General features: G+C 65.9%; 13 protein-coding genes. 8 read left to right on the top strand and 5 right to left on the bottom strand.

The features are described from left to right. Positions 1-1,298: 1,298 nt before the first annotated feature. The gene (locus HNP47_RS12135; RefSeq protein ID WP_184279800.1) at positions 1,299-1,607 is read right to left on the bottom strand and encodes a hypothetical protein; all 309 of its coding nucleotides are present in this window, start codon (positions 1,605-1,607) and stop codon (positions 1,299-1,301) included. A gap of 77 nt (positions 1,608-1,684) precedes the next feature. Beyond that, complete coding sequence (locus HNP47_RS12130) at positions 1,685-2,128, bottom strand: hypothetical protein (RefSeq protein WP_184279799.1); 444 nt, start codon at positions 2,126-2,128, stop codon at positions 1,685-1,687. A 163-nt stretch (positions 2,129-2,291) separates the two neighbouring features. On the opposite strand from HNP47_RS12130, the gene HNP47_RS12125 reads away from it, so the two are divergent. Further along, positions 2,292-2,603, top strand: a complete 312-nt coding sequence (locus HNP47_RS12125; protein WP_184279798.1) for a hypothetical protein — start codon at positions 2,292-2,294, stop codon at positions 2,601-2,603. Here the strand turns inward: HNP47_RS12125 and HNP47_RS12120 are convergent. Then, positions 2,600-3,274, bottom strand: coding sequence for a TlpA disulfide reductase family protein (locus HNP47_RS12120; protein WP_184279797.1), 675 nt, complete (start codon positions 3,272-3,274; stop codon positions 2,600-2,602). The genes HNP47_RS12125 and HNP47_RS12120 overlap by 4 nt on opposite strands. Here HNP47_RS12120 and argH point away from each other — a divergent pair. The 5 genes from argH (at position 3,273) to HNP47_RS12095 (ending at position 7,989) form a co-directional block, all read left to right on the top strand. Continuing rightward, complete coding sequence (gene argH / locus HNP47_RS12115) at positions 3,273-4,712, top strand: argininosuccinate lyase (protein WP_409360158.1); 1,440 nt, start codon at positions 3,273-3,275, stop codon at positions 4,710-4,712. The genes HNP47_RS12120 and argH overlap by 2 nt on opposite strands. Next, a complete protein-coding gene (locus tag HNP47_RS12110) occupies positions 4,709-4,939 on the top strand; it encodes a hypothetical protein (protein ID WP_184279796.1) in 231 nt (76 codons plus the stop codon). Before argH ends, HNP47_RS12110 begins: the two co-directional genes overlap by 4 nt. Position 4,940: 1 nt before the next feature. Further along, a complete protein-coding gene (gene lysA / locus HNP47_RS12105) occupies positions 4,941-6,215 on the top strand; it encodes a diaminopimelate decarboxylase (protein WP_184279795.1) in 1,275 nt (424 codons plus the stop codon). A 49-nt stretch (positions 6,216-6,264) separates the two neighbouring features. Further along, positions 6,265-6,921, top strand: coding sequence for a hypothetical protein (locus tag HNP47_RS12100; RefSeq protein ID WP_184279794.1), 657 nt, complete (start codon positions 6,265-6,267; stop codon positions 6,919-6,921). Between the two features lie 78 nt (positions 6,922-6,999). Next, positions 7,000-7,989 (top strand): cation diffusion facilitator family transporter, encoded by a 990-nt coding sequence (locus tag HNP47_RS12095; protein WP_184279793.1) that lies wholly within the window; start codon positions 7,000-7,002, stop codon positions 7,987-7,989. 4 nt (positions 7,990-7,993) lie between these two features. Here HNP47_RS12095 and HNP47_RS12090 read toward each other — a convergent pair whose 3' ends face one another. Continuing rightward, positions 7,994-8,851, bottom strand: a complete 858-nt coding sequence (locus HNP47_RS12090; RefSeq protein WP_066628116.1) for a glutamate racemase — start codon at positions 8,849-8,851, stop codon at positions 7,994-7,996. Between the two features lie 129 nt (positions 8,852-8,980). On the opposite strand from HNP47_RS12090, the gene HNP47_RS12085 reads away from it, so the two are divergent. Both HNP47_RS12085 and HNP47_RS12080 read left to right on the top strand, forming a co-directional pair. Continuing rightward, entirely contained in the window at positions 8,981-11,167 is a 2,187-nt protein-coding gene (locus HNP47_RS12085) for a M3 family metallopeptidase (RefSeq protein ID WP_184279792.1), read from the top strand. Positions 11,168-11,305: 138 nt separating this feature from the next. Continuing rightward, complete coding sequence (locus HNP47_RS12080; RefSeq protein WP_184279791.1) at positions 11,306-12,271, top strand: magnesium and cobalt transport protein CorA; 966 nt, start codon at positions 11,306-11,308, stop codon at positions 12,269-12,271. Here the strand turns inward: HNP47_RS12080 and ppc are convergent, their stop codons facing one another. Next, positions 12,272-14,971: a phosphoenolpyruvate carboxylase gene (gene ppc / locus HNP47_RS12075; protein WP_184279790.1), complete on the bottom strand. Its 2,700-nt coding sequence runs from the start codon at positions 14,969-14,971 to the stop codon at positions 12,272-12,274. It lies immediately after the preceding gene. Positions 14,972-15,070: the final 99 nt, after the last annotated feature.

Raw genomic sequence — 15,070 nt, 5'->3', positions numbered from 1 at the left:
TGTTCCTCAGCCTATTCGCATCTCTGACCGCCGAGCCGCAGGCAGTCGTCAGGCCTGACCGCCTCGTGACAATCTCGGTGAGGGCTGACCCTGTATTGGACGTCCCCGCGCACACAATCGAGATCGTCACCGATCCGCCAATCCGCAATATTACATCGGCTGATCTGCATAACCGCGTCTGGACCGCTACACGGGTAATCGGCTCTCAGGCGGCGATTATCAACTCAAACTCATGCCCGCCGCTTCGCACTATTGCTTTGTCATTTTCACACTTGCCAGCGGTCCCAATAAGACCGTTGGCATCACTGATTGCGGAGAGTCGACCAATAGGTCCGACATTGAAGGACGGCTATTCGACTTCGCTCGCGTTTGACACCCTCGCACCGGACTTTGGGTTGGTTACTGTCCAAGTCGATGGTTGGGGGCTGTATCACCAATGGGGGCACGAGGCAGTATCTCAACTGCAAAGCTGCTGGCCGACGTAGTTCGTCGCGCTTGTTTGGCTCTTTAGGTCACTCCTCGACCCGTTGCGACATTAGCCCCGTTGTTTCCACCGTCGCATATTGTCAATGCTAGGATATGAGACTGTGGTTGTGAAACAGGCGTCTAGTTGTCGTGGTCATAGTTCAAGATCGCGTCGTGATTAAGGGAAAGCCTCGGCATGTCGGCGTAGCTGCCGGCCTGATATCCGCACTGGTCGCGGCATCATGGGAAAGCCGGCCTGATGCCCCTTCGAAAGCTACGCCTTCAGCCACAGTCGCGATGTCGCAAGCATTGACGAAAAGGGCTCTGGCTTATCCTGAGGCGCGCATAACTGCTGTCAGTCAAAAGGGCGTTGTCGCTTGCGGCTTGGTGACATTTGAAGCTCGCCGTCCACACGTCGTATTCGCAACGAACAACGACAATAGGTGGGTTATTTCCACACCCTATTTGGTGCTGCCAAATAGCTGGGACGACGAACGCAATCGGGCTTTATCCGAGATTAAAATCAGACAATGCGCGCATTTCGGACTGCACCTTCCGATTACCCGCTAGTCTTGTTGACGGACGACACTGCCCTCTTACGGGCGTATCCACACATCCGCTGTCCCGCCCGATGCTTTCGACCGCTTTCCACCCTTGGCGGAACTTCAAAATGTCCGCTGGTAGGCTGCGCGTTCTCGGACCCTCAATCGAATTTGGTTATTCCCCTATGATCGGGCCTGCTTCAGCACGCAATGCGCATTGCTGGCGATGTGGGTCTGTGCGTGATCCCGCCTCCAGTCACCACTTCCACAATGTTGAGAAAAGTTGTCGGTTTAAAGCGGTCCGGCCGGGATGCCGACGATCGAGCGATCGTACTGCACGGCATCGCGGCTTTGGATTTCACGAAGCTCCTTGCGCTTGGCCTCGACCAGAGCGGCATATTGCTCAGGCGTGTAGCAGATGGTCTGCTCAAGCCGGCGACCCGTCAGGGCTCGCCGCTCGCAGACACGCCGAGGTCGTTCCTGCACCGTGGTTTGAGCGACTGGCCCAGTCTGAGGCGTTGCGACGTCGCCAGCCGGCGACGTCTGACCAGAAGCCTGAGCGGCGAGAGAAGCGGCGAAGAGCAGAGAAACTGGGAACACGGCTGTCTCCTTTTCGGACCAGACAGGCTCCCACGTCTATCCTGCTCTGGCAATCCACGAGTACGTCGCGGAAAGACTCAAGGTTGAGGTGAGGTCGACGTGACCACCACGTCTCCGCCTGAGGCCGGCCGAACCACCGTTTGACGTTCAATCACCACCGGCTCAGCGGGTCGGGCTTGTGCTGCGCGAGCTTGTTGGATCGCCCTGTCAGCTTCCGCTCGTGCCGCCATGGCCTGAGCCTGGGCCAGAGCGATACTGTCGCGAGCGTCGGCCTCGCTGTTTCTGACGAGGGCGCTTTGCGCGGTGGCTTGAGCGTCGGCGGCTGCGGCTGCGGCTTCGGCCTGGGCCAGGCGAAGCTCTGCGGATGGATCACGATCGGAGGGCCTGGTGAACAACCAAAGTGCGACGCCGATTACGACCGCACCGAGCACAGCCACCAGCCACAATCCCGTCGTACTTTCCCGCTCGACGATGATGGTTTCCTCTACACGCGCAACCGTGCTGGCGATCGGAATGATCACATTCGGATCGTCTCTGCGAACTCATCCATTGTTGTTTCGTCTTCCACCTTCGGAGCCAAACCCCATGCGGGCTTCTATGGGTCCGCTTGCCTCGAACTCGGCTGCAACTTGCGCAAAGATTTTGCGTTTCCGTCGAGCTTTCAACCTTGACCGGAGTTTCGTCGTGACGATCCGAACCAAAGCCCTGATGGCGGCCGTCGCCGCAATGACGCTGGGCGCGGCCGCCTGCACCCAGGCCGAGCAGGAAAAGACCGAGGCGCATGCCGAGGCTGCCGCCGACAAGACGGCCGATGTGGCGTCTCAGGCCGGGGAAGTGATCGAGGGCGGCGCAATGAAGGCGGCGCAGGCGGTCGAGAGCGGCGCCGGCAAGGTCGCCGACAAGCTGGAAGGTGAACAGGCCGAGGCGGCGGCCGAGGGCAAGCCCGGCGCCATCAATCCGGCGACCGATCAGCGCGTGCCGGCCAATAACAACTAAGTTTGATCAGGTGGGGGCGCAGAGCCGCCTTCCGCCAGGATCGCATCGATCAGGGCGCGGGCTTCCGGGCTGGACCAGTCCGCCTCGCCCTTCATAACGGCGCGGATGCGGCCCTGACGGTCCAGGACGATGGTCTGCGGCATGGCGCCCTTGCCGGGAAACTCGAACGGCAGCTGGAATTTGGCGTCGCTGTAGAAGGGCAGGGGCGCGTGGTCGGCCAAGAAGCGTTTCGCCTCGGCTGCGGCTTCGGGTGTGGCGTCCACGTTGATCGGCAGGACGACCAGATCCTCGTTCGCCTCATAGGTTTTCGCCAGCGCCTGGAGCGTCGGCATCTCCGCCTTGCACGGCGCGCACCACATCGCCCACAGGTTTACGACCACGACCTTTCCCTGAAAGGCCGAGAAACGAACGGCCGTGCCCGTGCGGTCGCGGAAGGCGTATTCGGGCGCCGGCTTCGCCTCGGCCGGGGTCGACAGCGCAGCCAAGGATCCAACCGCGAAGCGCGCCAGGTCGCTTTTTGGCGCCGCAGCGGCCGTTGTGGTCTGTTCGACTTGCGCCTTCTGGCGATGATTGGCGTATAGCGACATCGCCATGCCGCCGGCGCCGGCGATGGTGCTGACGACGACGACCGCGCCGACGACCGCCCAGATCGCCTTTCTTGAGCCGCTCATGACCGAAACACCTTCTTCCGACGCCAATCCATCCGGCGGTTCGACTGCGCCGGTGAAGCCCGCGGGTCAAGACATGTGGGGCGGACGCTTTTCGTCGCGCCCCGCCGAGATCATGCAGGCGATCAACGTCTCCATCGGCGTGGATCAGCGCCTGTGGCGTCAGGATCTGGCCGGGTCACGGGCCCACTGCCGCATGTTGGCCAAACAGGGCATCATTGCGCAGGCCGATGCGGACGCGATCCTGGGTGGGCTGGACGCCATCCAGTCCGAGATCGAGGCTGGGACCTTCCCCTTCCGGGATCAGTTCGAGGACATCCACATGAATGTGGAGGCGCGCCTCAATGAACTGATCGGCGCGCCGTCCGGCCGCCTGCACACGGCGCGCAGCCGCAACGATCAGGTCGCCGTCGATTTCCGCCTGTGGGTCCGCGACGCCTGCGATCGCTCGGTGGCGCAGTTGAAGGCCTTGCAAGCCGCGCTGCTGGCGCGCGCCGAACAGCATGCCGACGACCTGATGCCCGGCTTCACCCATTTGCAGACCGCCCAGCCCGTGACCCTGGGTCACCACCTGATGGCCTATGTCGAGATGTTCGGGCGTGACGCGGGGCGTTTCGCCGACGCCCGCGCTCGGATGAATGAAAGCCCGCTGGGGGCGGCGGCCTTGGCCGGTTCGCCCTTCCCCATTGATCGTCAGGCGACGGCGGCGGAACTGGGCTTCGACAGGCCGATGGCGAATAGCCTGGACGCCGTGTCGGACCGCGACTTCGCGCTGGAAAGCCTGGCCGCCGCCTCGATCACGGCCGGGCATCTGTCGCGCTTGGCCGAGGAGATCGTGGTTTGGATGACGCCGATGTTCGGTTTCGCCAGCCTGCCCGACGACCTGACCACCGGCTCGTCGATCATGCCGCAGAAGCGCAACCCCGACGCCGCCGAACTGGTGCGGGCCAAGACCGGGCGGATCATGGGTTCGCTGGTCGCCCTGTCCACGGTGATGAAGGGCCTGCCGCTGGCCTATTCCAAGGATATGCAGGAGGACAAGCCGCCGGTGTTCGAGGCCTTCGACGCCCTGGATCTGGCCCTGGTCGCCATGACGGCGATGGTGTCGGCGCTGCAACCCAACACCGAGCGGATGGCCCAGGCGGCGGGCGCGGGCTTTTCGACAGCGACGGACCTGGCCGACTGGCTGGTGCGCGAGCTGAACCTGCCGTTCAGGAAGGCGCACCATGTAACGGGTGCGGCGGTCAAACGGGCGGAAGGGTTGGGCGTGGATCTGTCGCAACTGCCGCTCGAAGAAATGCAGAAACTGGAGCCGGGGATCACCGAAGCGGTTTACAAGGTTCTGACCGCCGAGGCTTCGTGCCAAAGCCGCCAAAGCTATGGGGGAACCGCGCCGGAACAGGTCCGTGCGCGTATCGTCGACTGGAGAGCCCGCCTGTGAAAAAGACCATGATCCTCGCGGGCGCGCTCGCCCTTCTGACCTCCGCCTGCGGCCGGATGGCCGATCTGGAATCGCCGGTGCGCGAGACTGAGCGTGCGCCGCGCAGCAGCCGCGCGCCGGGTCTGCCCGAGCCGGCGACCATGAACCGTCCGTCCAGCAGCGTGCCGATCGACGGCGGTCCGTCCAACCCGATCGGCGCCGGCGCCGCCCAGAACGACCCCCGGTAAGTTGCACCATTTCGACCTGAAAGACGGCGCCCTCCATGCTGAGGGCGTGCCGCTGGAGCTGATCGCGGACGAGGTCGGCACGCCGGCCTATGTCTATTCGACCGCGACGCTGAAGCGGCACTACGGCCTGCTGCGCGCCGCCGCCGACGCGCACCGCGACGCCCTGGGCGAGGCCTTGATCGCCTTTGCGGTCAAGGCCAACTCCAACCTGTCGGTGCTGGCGACCCTGGCGAAACTGGGCTCCGGGGCGGACACGGTATCCGAGGGCGAAATCCGCCGGGCTCTTGCGGCCGGCGTGCCGTCCGACCGGATCATCTTCTCCGGCGTCGGCAAGACCGATGTGGAAATGGCCTTCGCCATCAGCGTTGGCGTGCGTCAGATCAACGTCGAATCGGGCGCCGAGCTGGATCGGCTGATCGCCGTTGCAGCCATGATGGATGCGTCTCCGGCCATCGCCGTCCGGGTCAATCCGAACGTGGGCGCGGGCGGTCACGCCAAGATCACCACGGGCGGCAAGGGCGACAAGTTCGGCGTGCCGGTCGAGGAGGCGATGGACCTCTATGCCCGCGCCTCGGCCTCGCCCCATGTCACGCCCGTCGGACTGGCCTGTCACATCGGCAGCCAGATCACCGACCTGACGCCGCTGGAGGCCGCCTTCGAGGTCTTGGCGGACATGACGCGCAAACTGCGGGCGCAGGGTCATGCCGTGACCCGGCTGGATTTGGGGGGCGGGCTGGGCGTGCCCTATTCCGGTGGAACCGAGCCGCCGTCGCCGGCCGAATATGTCGCCATGGCCGCGCGGGTTCTGAATGGGCTGGACGTTGAGGCGGCGTTCGAGCCGGGCCGGCTGCTGGCCGCCAACGCCGGCGTGCTGCTCAGCCAGGTGATCCAGGTCAACGAACGCTCGGACGGTCGGCGCTTTCTGGTGCTGGACGCGGCGATGAACGACCTGATGCGGCCGGCGCTGTACGACGCCTTCCACGACATCCAGCCGGTCAATCCGCGTGGGGGCGGGGCGACGTCCTATGACGTGGTCGGGCCGGTGTGCGAGACGGGCGACACCTTCGCGCGGGACCGCGCTCTGCCGCCGCTGGAGGCCGAAGACCTGATCGTCTTCACCGGCGCGGGGGCTTACGGCGCGGTGATGTCCAGCGAATACAACAGCCGCCCCTTGATCCCCGAGGTGCTGGTGGATGGCGATCAGTGGGCCGTGATCCGGCCACGCCCCACCTATGAAGAGATGCTGGACCGCGAGCCGTTCGCCGACTGGCTTTGATCGCGGATTCTTCTCGACCGTTATAAAGTAACACGCTATAGGGCCGGTCATGTCCCCCGGCCCCGAACAGTCCGTCATGCTTTCCCTGCTGGGCGGCGGCTTCGTTGCGGCCTTTTTGCATGCGGCCCTGCCGACCCACTGGCTGCCCTTCACCCTGGTGGGACGGGCGCAAGGCTGGCGGCCGTCACGGATTCTGATGGCGGTGACTGCCGCGGGTCTGGCCCATATTGTGACGACGGCGGTGGTCGGTGGTCTGATCGTGGCGGCGGGTCTGGCGCTGGATCAGTGGATCCAAGGCGTCCTGCCCCACCTGGCGGCGGTGCTGCTGTTCCTGTTCGGCGCCTTCTATCTGGCGCGCGCGACCCTGAAGCGCCCAGCCATGGCCGGCGGTCCCGCAGTCGAGACGCCCGAGCCGGCCGTGTCCGACAAGGCCGCCTTCCTGGGTCTGGTCGCCATGATGGCGGTCTCGCCTGGCGAAGTGCTGCTGCCCATCTATCTGTCTTCGGCCTCGGCGGGCCTTGGCGCCTTGGCGCTGCTGACGGTGGTGTTCGCGGCGGGGACCATCGCCGGCATGGCGGTCTTCACGGCCCTGGCCAGTGCCGGCGCCTCGATCCTGCGGCTGGAGCGTTGGGCGCGATATGAGGGGGCGGTGCTCGGCGTGGCCCTGATCGCGTTGGGCCTCGTGGTCGCCATGCACCAACACTGACGCGATATTACATGATAACATTCAACGCGTTATCATGTATCGGCTTGGCTGTTTCGCCAGAGGGCGTATAGGCGAACCATGAACGCCGCGCACGACCACAGCTCCAGCCATCGGCATGACCACGATCATACGGATCATGGTCACGGGCATTCCCATAGCCATCACGGACACAGCCACGGCCACGGCGGACATAGCCACGGCCCGGTGGACACCGGGGACTGGCGCTATGCCGTCGGCCTGGTGGTTAATCTGCTGTTCGTGGCGTGCGAGTTCGGTGCAGGGCTGATCGCGGATTCCACCGCCCTGTTGGCCGACGCCGGGCATAATCTGTCGGACGTGCTGGGTCTGGCCATGGCGGGCGGCGCGGCCTGGCTGGCGCGACGCGGCGCGCATGGGTCGGCGGGCGGTCGGCGGACCTATGGGTTCGGCAAGGCGACGGTGCTGGCGGCGCTGGGCAATGCGCTGCTGCTGATCTTCGCTTGCGGGGCCATCGCGTTCGAGGCCGTGCGGCGGTTCAACGAACCCACGCAGGTCGGGTCGGGCGTCATCATGGCGGTCGCCGGCATCGGCTTCGTCATCAACCTGGGCACCGCGCTGCTGTTCATGAAGTCCCAGCACGACCTGAATGCGCGCGGCGCCTATCTGCACATGATGGCGGACGCAGGCGTGTCGCTGGGCGTGGTGCTGGCGGGCGGGCTGATCATGATGACCGGCTGGTCGGTGGTCGATCCGCTGGTCAGCCTGGCGATCGTGGTCGTGATCCTGTGGTCGACCTGGGGCCTGCTGAAGGACTCGGTCAATCTGGCCATGGACGGCGCCCCGACGGGGGTGGACGTGCCGGCTTTGGAGCAGGCGCTGGTCGGTCTGCCGGGCGTGCGGGCGGTGCATGATCTGCACGTCTGGGGACTGTCGACGACCGAGACAGCCCTGACCGCCCATCTGGTCCACGACCGCGCCGACACGGCGGCCCTGATCTGCGAGGCCCAGGCGGTGGCGAAGCGCTACGCCATCGGCCATACGACATTGCAGCTGGAGACCGAGCCGCTGCCGGATTGCCCGGGCTGCTGAGCCCTTAGGCCTGTTCGAACGTCACCGGCGCGCCCCAAAACTGAGACACCAGTTCCGACTGCGGCCCGGCCTGGCCGGTGGTCAGGAAGTCGCGACGCCCGCTGTCGCCCAGATCGTATTCGGGGTGCGCCTTGAAATAGCGCTCCAGCGCATCCGCCACCGCCGTCGGCTGTTCGATCAGAACGGTGCCGGCCGGCAGGGCCTGGGCGAACAGTTCGGCGACGATCTCATAGTGGGTGCAGCCCAGGATGGCCTTGTCCGGGTGGCGGCCGATGCGGCGACGCAGGGCATCGACGTGGTCGTCGATCACCACCTTCAGCTCCTCAGGCGGCGCGCCCAGCTCGATCAGACCCGCCAGGCCGGGGCAGGGCTCGGAAAAGACGGCGATGTCCTCGCGCCGCTTGTCGATCTCGATCTCATAGACGCGGCTGATGGCCGTGGCGGCGGTGCAGAATACGCCGGTGATGTCGATGGAGGCGACCTTTTCGCCTTCTTGCGGGCGCTCGGCCTCGAAGCTCCAGGGCTTGCCGGTCGCCGCCTCGATGGTCGGGACGATGATGCCCAGGATGTTGACCGGGCGGCCCAGACGTTCGCGCAGACCCGGCAGCCAGGTCTGTTGCAGGCGGCGAAGCGCAATGGCGCTGGCGGTGTTGCAGGCCAGGACGACGACGGAGGCGCCGGCCGCGAACAGACGCTCGCAACCGGTTTTCGTCAGTTCGACGATGTCTTCGCCGCCGCGCCCGCCATAGGGGGCGTGGGCCTGGTCGGCCAGATAGACGAAGTCCCGCTGGGGGAAGCGTCGGGTCAGTTCGCGGTGGACGGTCAGGCCGCCCACGCCGGAGTCGAAAACGCCAATAGCCATGGCCCGGCTTTAGAACAGTGCGACGACGTATCCAACCGGATTGGCGACAAGTTTATGCCCGCGTCAGGTGACGGGGGCGATCCGTGCGCCTAAGTGTATCGCAACCATGATCTTGTTTCGGAGCATTCCATGCATAGACGCCAGCTTCTCATCGCGGGCGGCAGCCTGATGGCCCTGTCGGCCTGCGCTTCCACGGGCGCGACCTCGGGCGGGTCCGCTGCGGCGCCGTCCGCCGCCAGCGTCGCGGAAGAAGCGCGCATCGCCCGCGCCGTCCTGCCCAGCCAGGCGCCGCGCGCCGAGCTGCTGCAGGCCTGGACCGGGAAGTATGATGGCGTTCCGCCCTTCGACAAGGTGACGCCGGCCAAGCTGCGCGAAGCCATGCTGGAAGGCATCGAACTGCAGCGCGCCGACATCGCCGCCATCGCCAACAACCCCGAGGCCCCGACGTTCGCCAACACCATGGCGGCGCTGGAGCTGGCCGGCGAGCCGCTGGACCGGGCGTCCAACGTCTATGGCGTGATGACCTCCAACATCGGCGGCGAAGCCTATGACGCGGTCGACACCGAGCTGTCGCCGCTGCTGTCGGCTGCTTCGGACGAGATCACCTTCAACGACAAGCTGTTCCAGCGGGTCAAGACCGTCGCCGACACCGCGGATGCGGCGGGCCTCAGCGCCCAGCAGAAGCGTCTGGCCGAGCGTCGCCGCGACGCCTTCATCCGTTCGGGCGCCAATCTGGACGCGGCCGGCAAGGCCGAACTGGGCCGGATCAACACCGCCCTGTCCAACGCCTTCACTCGCTTCGGCCAGAAGGTCGTCGCCGATGAGAATGCCTGGACGCTGATCCCCAACGAGGCCGGCGTGCGGGGCCTGCCCGACTCCAACAAGGCGGCCGCCGCCAGCGCTGCGCGCAGCCGCAACCTGCAGGGCTGGGCGATCCTGAACACGCGTTCGGCGGTCGATCCCTTCCTGACCTTCGCCGACGACCGGGCCCTGCGCGAGCAGGTCTGGAAGAAGTTCGTCAATCGCGGCGACAACGGCGACGCCAACGACACCAACGCCACCATCGCCGAGATCGTGAAGCTGCGCGACCAACGCGCCAAGCTCTTGGGCTATCGCAACCACGCCGAACTGCGCATGCAGGACACGATGGCCAAGACCCCGGCCAATGCTCAGGCCCTGATGGATCGCGTCTGGGCGCCGGCCAAGGCCCGCGTCGCCGAAGAGGTCGCCGACATGAAGGCGATCGCCGGTTTCGACATCGAGCCGTGGGACTACCTCTACTTCGCCGAGAAGGTGCGCAAGGCCAAGTACGACCTGGATCAGAACCAGCTGAAGCCCTACTTTGAGCTGAACGCGGTCCGCGCCGGCTCCTTCGCCATGGCCGAGCGCCTGTACGGCTTCCAGTTCAAGAAGCTGCCCAAGGGATCGGTGCCGACCTTCGAGCCCGACGTCGAGGCCTACGAGGTCTATGACAAGAGCCGGGACGGCCGACTGATCGGTTTGTACTACACCGACGACTACGCCCGTCCGGGCAAGCGTTCGGGCGCCTGGATGACCACCTATCGGTCGTTCTCGCAGCTCGACGGCTCCAAGGTCATCCTGGCCTCGAACAACAACAACTTCACCAAGCCGGAGCCAGGCGAGCCCGTTCTGATCTCGCTGGACGACGCCGAGACCCTGTTCCACGAGTTCGGCCACGCCCTGCACTATCTGTCGTCGGTGGTGACCTATCCGTCGTACGGCAACACGCCGCGCGACTTCGTCGAATATCCGTCGCAGGTGCACGAGCACTGGGTGCTGAGCCGCCCGATCTTGGACGGCTATCTGAAGCACTATCAGACGGGTGCGGCCATGCCGGCCGAACTGGTCAACAAGATCGAAGCCGCCGCCACCTTCAACCAGGGCTATGCGACGGTTAGCTATCTGTCTTCGGCCATCGTCGACATGGACCTGCATACCCAGGCCGCGCCGCCGACCAACATCGACGCGTTCGAAAAGGCCAGCCTGGCGCGGATCGGCATGCCCAAGGAGATCGTGATGCGGCACCGCCTGCCGCAGTTCAATCACCTGTTCACGTCGGACGCCTATTCGGCGGGCTACTACAGCTATCTGTGGTCCGAGACGATGGACGCCGACACCTGGGCCTATTTCGAAGAGTCGGGCGACGTGTTCAATCCGGACATCGCCGGCCGGTTCAAGTCGATCATGCTGGCGCCGGGCAACACCACCGATCGCGCCGAAGCCTATCGCGCCTTCCGCGGTCGCGACCCGGACGTGGCGGCTCTGCTGAAGGTCCGGGGCTTCCCTGTTTCTTGATAAAGGGCGCTACCGCGCTTCGCGCTGCTTGAGCGCAATCGCAAATCTGACGGCCGGCGGAGCGATCCGCCGGCCGTTTCGTTTGGCGAGAACCTGGCCTAGAGCAGGTCGAGACCCGCGCAGACTTTGGAAATCCGCATGACCGTCGTCGCCTCCTATGTTTATTGCGACGGCCAGCGCGTGCGAGAGGCGCCGCTGACGCCTGAGGGGTTGGCGCTGGAGCCCGGCGAGTTCGTCTGGATCGGCCTCTACGATCCGACGGACGCCGAGATCGAGATCCTGGTCGATCGTTTCAGCCTGCATCCGCTGGCGGTCGAGGACGCCCTGGCGGCGCACCAGATGCCCAAGGTCGAGGTCTATGGGCATGAGCTGTTCGTCGTGGCGCGCACGGCGATGAAGATCGACGACCGGCTGGCCTATGGCGAAACGCACGTCTTCGTCGGCGACGACCATGTGGTCAGCATCCGTCACGGCTCGGCCCGCGCCCACAACCATTTGCGCACACAGCTGGAAGCCTCGCCCCTGCAGCTCAAGAAGGGTCCCGATTTCGTCCTGCACGGCATCCTGGACTTCATCGTCGACGCCTATGCCCCCATCGTCGACGATGTCGAGGACAGCGTTCTGGAGATGGAGCAGCGGACCCTGGACGCCTTCCTTTCACGCCTGGAAATTCGCCGGCTGTTCACCCTGCGCCGCGAACTATTGAAGTTCCGTCGCATTTTGGGGCCGATGGAAGAGGTCCTGGGACGGCTCCAGTCTCTGGACCTGCCCTGTATCGATCCGGACGTGCGGCCCTATTTCCGCGACGTGGGGGACCATGTGCGGCGGGTGAACAGCCGGCTGGGCGGCTTGAACGACATCCTGTCGTCGGTGTTCGAGGTCGCCAACCTGCTGGAGCAGCAACGTCAGGGCCTGATCACGCGCAAGCTGGCCGCGTGGGCCGCCATCCTGGCCGTGCCGACCGCCATCGCCGGCATCTACGGCATGAACTTCGAGCACATGCCCGAGCTGCGCTGGGAATACGGATACTATGCGGTCTTGTGCGTGATCGCGGCCATCTGCGCGGCGCTGTATGTGACGTTCAAACGGACGAAGTGGCTGTAGTCAGCCGCTGTTTCGCAAGCCTGCCGCCACGCCATTGATGGCCAGAAGGATGCCCTCGCGGACGCGGGGGTCGCTGTCGCCTGCGCGGCGGCGGCGGATCAGTTCGATCTGGACGTGGTTCAGCGGCTCGACATAGGGCATGCGTAGCCGGATCAGCCGGTCCAGCTCGGGCTGACCACCCAGCAGGGCGTCATGGCCGGTGATGGCCAGGATGGCGTCGTGGGTGCGCTGCCACTCCTCGCGGATTTCGCCATAGATGCGCGACGCCAGCGACGCATCGGGCACCAGGGTGGCGTAGCGGCGGGCGATGGTCATGTCGGACTTGGCCATGACCATCTCCATGTTCTGGACCAAGGTCTTGAAGAAGGGCCAGGCCTCGGCCATCGCCTTCAGCTCGCCCATGTCCTTGCCCTGCACGGCCGAGCCGAAGCCGAACCAGCCGGGCAGCATGACCCGGCTCTGCGACCAGCTGAACACCCAGGGAATGGCCCGCAGATCCTCGATCCGGGTCGAGGCGGTGCGCGACGACGGGCGCGAGCCGATCTTCAGATCGGCGATCTCGGCGATGGGGGTGGCGGCGCGGTAATAGTCCACGAAGCCGTCGGTCTCATAGACCAGCTTGCGATAGGCGGCCATCGACCGGGCCGACAGGTCCGACAGGGTCGCGCCGTGTTCGGCGGTAAAGGCGTGATCCGTCCCCTTGCCCAGCGAGGCCAGCATGGCGCCGCAGGTCAGGGCGTCCAGATTGCGAAGCGCGATTTCCGGCTCGCCGTATTTGTTGGCGATGACCTCGCCCTGTTCGGTGGTGCGAATGCGGCCCTGGACCGTGCCTTCGGGTTGGGCCAGGACGCCGGCGAAGGACGAGCCGCCGCCACGCCCGACCGTGCCGCCGCGCCCGTGGAACAGTTGCAGCTTCAGCCCATGCTTCTGCGTCACCTCGACCAGGGCGCGCGAAGCCTCGTGCAGCTCCCAGCCCGAGGTCAGGTAGGAGCCGTCTTTGTTGGAGTCCGAATAGCCGATCATCACCTCCTGCACCCCGCGCGCCTTGGCGACGGCGAGGGCCGACGGCTCCTGCAACAGCCGCTCCAGGGTAGGGCGCGCGGCGCGAAGGTCTTCGATGGTCTCGAACAGAGGCGCGGCCTGGATAGGACAGGCGGCGGGGTCTTCGGGTCGGTAGAGACCGACCTCCTTCAGCAGCAGATAGACTTCCAGCAGGTCGGAAGCCGCATCCGTCTTGGACACGATATGGGTGCGGATCGACTGGGCGCCGAAGGCGGCGAGCGCGGTCGCGGCCGCCTGAAGTATGGCGCGCTCCTTCAGTGTTTCCGGCTCATAGTCGGCATAGGGGCTGAACAGCAGGCGCGACGAGGCCAGTTCGGCGCCCAGCACCTGCAGCCGGCCTTCTTCGTCCAGCGCCAGATAGTCGGACTGGACGCCTGCGACCTTCAGCAGGTCGGCGACGACGCGCTCGTGGACGTCGGCGTTCTGGCGCATGTCCAGGGTCGCCATATGGAAGCCGAACACCTCGACCGCCGTGATCAGGTCGCTGAGCCGGTCGTCGGCGAAGACGCCGCCGTGGTGCGACACCAGGCTGTCGTGAAGCGTTTTCAGATCAGCCTCGAAAGCGTCGGGGCCGGGATAGGGTTCGGCCTGAACCGCCGGGCGACGGGGCGGGGGGGCGTCGCCCAGCTTCTCGTGCGTGGCGGCCAGGCGGGCGTAGACGCCGGTCAGGGCGCGGCGATAGGGCTCGTCCGCGCGGTGGGGGGAGGGATCGTGGGCGGCGTCGGCCAGGGCCTGAAGCTCGGGCGACACCTGGGCCAGTTCGGCCGCAAGGCTGAGTTCGGCGCCCAAGGCGTGGACCTCGTCCAGATAGAAGGTCAGCACGGCCCGCGCCTGGGTGCGGAAGGCGGCGGCCATCACCGTGGCGTCCACGTTCGGATTGCCGTCGCGGTCGCCGCCGACCCAGGTGCCGACGCGCATGAAGGGCTTCAGCTCGGGCGCCTCCAGCAGCCGCCGCCAAGCCGACAACTGCTTGGGCGCCACGTGCAGGAAGATGCGGTCCAGGAAGGAGACCACCGTGTCGATCTCGTCCTGCACCACCAGCCCCTGGGTGCGAACCAGACGCGTGGCCCACAGGATGACGATCTGGCGGCGCAGCGGTTCGGCGATGGCGTCCAGGGTGCAGGCGTCGCCAGCCTTGTCGCAGGCGTCCAGCAGGTCGGTGATGGCGGCGATGCGGTCGATGACGCTCTTGCGCCGGACCTCGGACGGGTGGGCGGTCAGGACGGGCGAGATCAGCGACTGATCCAGCAGGGCGTGCACGGCCTCGCGGTCCACGCCCTGATCGGCCAGACGCTTCAGCGCGCCTTCCGGCGTGTCGGGCCGGGCGCCGGCCTCGGCCTGGCTCTGGGCGCGGCGGCGGGTCGAGCGATCCTCGGCGATATTGGCCAGCAGAGAGAACAAGGCGAAGCCGTGCGCCAGACCGGCCGCCTGATCCACCGACATGGCGGTCAGCAGCTTCTCCAGCCGCTTGGCGGGGTGCGAGGCCGGGTCGCGATGATAGGCGATCGAAGCCTGTCGCACCGCCTCGACATGGTCGAACAGGGCCTGACCGCCCTCGTCGCGGATGATGTCGCCCAAAATGCCGCCCAGCAGTCGAACTTCGTCACGCAGGGCGTCGTCGGCGGCGGGACTCATCATCTGAAATATCCTGGGACGGCTTGGGGTCGGCGCGGGGAGGTCGGCATCTGGAAGGGCGAAGTCGCCCACGTCAACGCACGATCCGTGACAGCCGCCCCC

Origin of the sequence: Brevundimonas vesicularis (genome assembly GCF_014204545.1) — a bacterium.
In the GTDB taxonomy this organism is placed as follows: Bacteria; Pseudomonadota; Alphaproteobacteria; order Caulobacterales; family Caulobacteraceae; genus Brevundimonas; species Brevundimonas vesicularis_B.
The sequence above is the reverse complement of the archived record's forward strand: the minus strand, read 5'-3'. Positions and strand labels throughout refer to the sequence as shown.

Coding starts and splice junctions, on each gene's coding strand:
- argH (WP_409360158.1), top strand. CDS start 3,273: ATGACCGAAACACCTTCTTCCGACGCCAATCCATCCGGCGGTTCGACT.
- HNP47_RS12120 (WP_184279797.1), bottom strand. CDS start 3,274: ATGAGCGGCTCAAGAAAGGCGATCTGGGCGGTCGTCGGCGCGGTCGTC.
- HNP47_RS12100 (WP_184279794.1), top strand. CDS start 6,265: ATGTCCCCCGGCCCCGAACAGTCCGTCATGCTTTCCCTGCTGGGCGGC.
- HNP47_RS12095 (WP_184279793.1), top strand. CDS start 7,000: ATGAACGCCGCGCACGACCACAGCTCCAGCCATCGGCATGACCACGAT.
- HNP47_RS12090 (WP_066628116.1), bottom strand. CDS start 8,851: ATGGCTATTGGCGTTTTCGACTCCGGCGTGGGCGGCCTGACCGTCCAC.
- HNP47_RS12085 (WP_184279792.1), top strand. CDS start 8,981: ATGCATAGACGCCAGCTTCTCATCGCGGGCGGCAGCCTGATGGCCCTG.
- HNP47_RS12080 (WP_184279791.1), top strand. CDS start 11,306: ATGACCGTCGTCGCCTCCTATGTTTATTGCGACGGCCAGCGCGTGCGA.
- ppc (WP_184279790.1), bottom strand. CDS start 14,971: ATGATGAGTCCCGCCGCCGACGACGCCCTGCGTGACGAAGTTCGACTG.